The organism is Kitasatospora sp. NPDC059462, assembly GCF_042749955.1.
In the GTDB taxonomy this organism is placed as follows: domain Bacteria; phylum Actinomycetota; class Actinomycetes; order Streptomycetales; family Streptomycetaceae; genus Kitasatospora.
In genome coordinates this window covers 1-2,681 of record NZ_JBHYUU010000368.1, presented here as the reverse complement: position 1 = coordinate 2,681, position 2,681 = coordinate 1, and the positions used below count along the sequence as shown (strand labels likewise).

At 74.6% G+C, this 2,681-nt stretch carries 2 protein-coding genes; both read left to right on the top strand.

From position 1 onward, the window contains the following. Window positions 1-643: 643 nt before the first annotated feature. Window positions 644-1,414, top strand: coding sequence for an ECF subfamily RNA polymerase sigma factor, BldN family (locus tag ACFXAM_RS38460; protein WP_380298558.1), 771 nt, complete (start codon window positions 644-646; stop codon window positions 1,412-1,414). A gap of 280 nt (window positions 1,415-1,694) precedes the next feature. Continuing rightward, window positions 1,695-2,681: DUF5667 domain-containing protein (locus tag ACFXAM_RS38455; RefSeq protein ID WP_380298557.1), on the top strand; the 987-nt coding region annotated here is incomplete at its 3' end.

The window sequence follows — 2,681 nt, the reverse complement described above, 5'->3', positions numbered from 1 at the left end:
GCGGCTGAGCGGGCGCGCCCGGGCCGCCTTGCGGCCGGTCCGCGGCGGGCCGCGGACCCGTTCCGCGGCCGCCCGTCCGGGCGCCCCCCGCCGGGGTGAGGGCGGTCAATCCGCACGCTGACCAGGCCGCTCGTACGGGCGAACTCCCGCGCGCCGCGGGGCCGTCGGGGCCCGGCGACCGAACCCGCCACCCCGTGACCGGATCTGATCGTTCGCCCGCTCGCGAAAGTCGGGGATTATCCGACCCTCAGGCCGGGAAACCGCCCGCCGCACCGCCGAATTGGTCACCTGGCGCACCTGTTCTGTCACGTTGAGCCAGACGATCGATGACGCGTTCGGTCAGTGTCAGCCGGATTTGCACCCTTCGCGGATCTCAAACGACCACTTCGACCACACGGTGTAGCTGTCATTGCACAAAGCGTTATCCTCTCCTGGATGCACGTCACCCACCCGCCCCACGTACGACCGGGCGGGACGGGCGTGCTCTCCGCGCAGGCGGAGGTGATCCGTCCACAGTTCTGCCTCTGGGAGTCCCGTGTACCCACCCGTCCGGAACGACGCGCCTGCACCCTCCCGCCCGTCGTCCGCGCCCCTGCGCCCCTCCCGCCCCGGCCCCCGCGCCCGCGCCGTCCCGCCCCGGCAGATCACCACCGGACTGGACCTGCTGCGCAGCCTGCTCCGCAGCCGGCTCGCCGCCACCCCCCAACTGGTGACCGCCGGAGCGCCGTCCGGTCACGGACCCGCCGCCGGACCGCTGCTGCGCACCACCGCCGCCAAATCGGCCGGCGCCGGCGCGCGCGGCCGCACCGGCACCACCGGCGGCCGCGGCCGGGCCCGCACCACCACCGGCCCCGGCTACGAGACCGAGCCCAACCCGGTGATGGAGCTGGTCGAGCGGGCCCAGGCCGGCGAGAGCGAGGCCTTCGGCCGGCTCTACGACCACTACGCGGACACCGTCTACCGCTACATCTACTACCGGGTCGGCAGCCGGGCCACCGCCGAGGACCTCACCAGCGAGACGTTCCTGCGCGCGCTGCGCCGGATCGGCACGTTCACCTGGCAGGGCCGGGACTTCGGCGCCTGGCTGGTGACCATCGCCCGCAACCTGGTCGCCGACCACTTCAAGTCCAGCCGCTTCCGGCTGGAGGTCACCACCGGCGAGATGCTCGACTCCAACGAGTGCGAGCGCAGCCCCGAGGAGTCGGTGCTGGAGTCGCTCTCCAACGCCGCCCTGCTGGAGGCCGTGCGCCGGCTGAACCCGCAGCAGCAGGAGTGCGTCACCCTCCGCTTCCTGCAAGGACTCTCGGTCGCCGAGACGGCCCGGATCATGGGCAAGAACGAGGGTGCCATCAAGACCCTCCAGTACCGCGCCGTGCGCACCCTGGCCCGTCTGCTCCCGCCCGACGCGCGGTGAACGGGCGGACGTCCGGGGCGGGCTCCCGGGGAACGGCAGGAGCGACGGGGGGCGGGCCGTCACCTTCCGGGGCGGCCCGACACATCCGGGTGAACGGTCGATCCGATGATCAGCCGCGCGTAACCGACCGCCCGCACCGCTCGTTGGCCAGCGTGCAAGCCTCCACCAGGCGTACGGTCAAGTCGAATTGCGACCTCTCACCCGATGGAGTGGCATGGGCTTGCCGGGGCAACCGTCCGGCAGGCCGGGGTGTCGACAACGACGAAGGGAGGTGTGGCCCGTGACGGCAAACGTGCTGGAGCACCGGCGGGCGAAGGCCTTCGCCGATGCGCTGGAGGCCCACCAGGCGGAGCAACGCGCTGCCGAGGGTGACGGAACGGCCAACACCGCTGGCGGACACGCCGGTTCGGCCGCGATGGCGGAACTCATCGACACGGTCGGCGCGCTCCGCGCGCTGCCCGCCCCGGAACTCGACCGCGAGGTCCGGACCGTCCAACGCGCCCAGCTGACGGCCGCGTTCGAGCAGGCCTTCGCGGGCGGCCCGGGCGCGACGGTGCCGCGGCAGCGCCGCCACCGGACCGTCCGGACCGCGCCGCGCGGACGCTGGAGCCGCCGGTTCGCGATCGGCGGGCTGGTCGCCGGCCTCGCCGTCGGCAGCTTCGCCGGCGCCGCGGCCGCCAGCGGCAACGCCCTTCCCGGCGACCCGCTGTACGGCATGAAGCGCGGGCTGGAGGGGCTACGGCTCAACCTCGCGGGCTCCGACAGCGAACGCGGCGAACTTCTCCTCGACAACGCGGCCACCCGGCTCGGCGAGGCGAGGTCCCTGGTCGGCCGGACCGACGCCGCCGGCGCGCTCAGCCCGGGCACCGTCGACCAGGTCCGCAGGGCGCTGGACGCGATGCACGCCGACGCCCTCAAGGGGCGCGACCTGCTGCGCGCGGTCTACCGCAACAACGGCTCGCTCGACCCGATGCGGACCCTGGCCGGCTTCGCCCAGGACGAGGACGGCACCTGGGCCGAGCTCCAGTCCCGGCTCCCGGTCCAGCTCACCTCCCAGGCCCACCTGGTGGACCAGCTCTTCGACGACATAAGCCAGGACGTCGCGCCCCTGCACCTGGCCGAGCAGCCCGCGAAGAGCGGTGCGCCGGCCGGCGGCGGGGCGGGCGGCGGCACCCACGCCCCCGGCACCGGCGGCTCCGGCGCGCCGTCCGCCGGGACGGCGCCCGGCGGCGGCAACCCCGCCGCCGACGGCACACCGGCCCAGGGC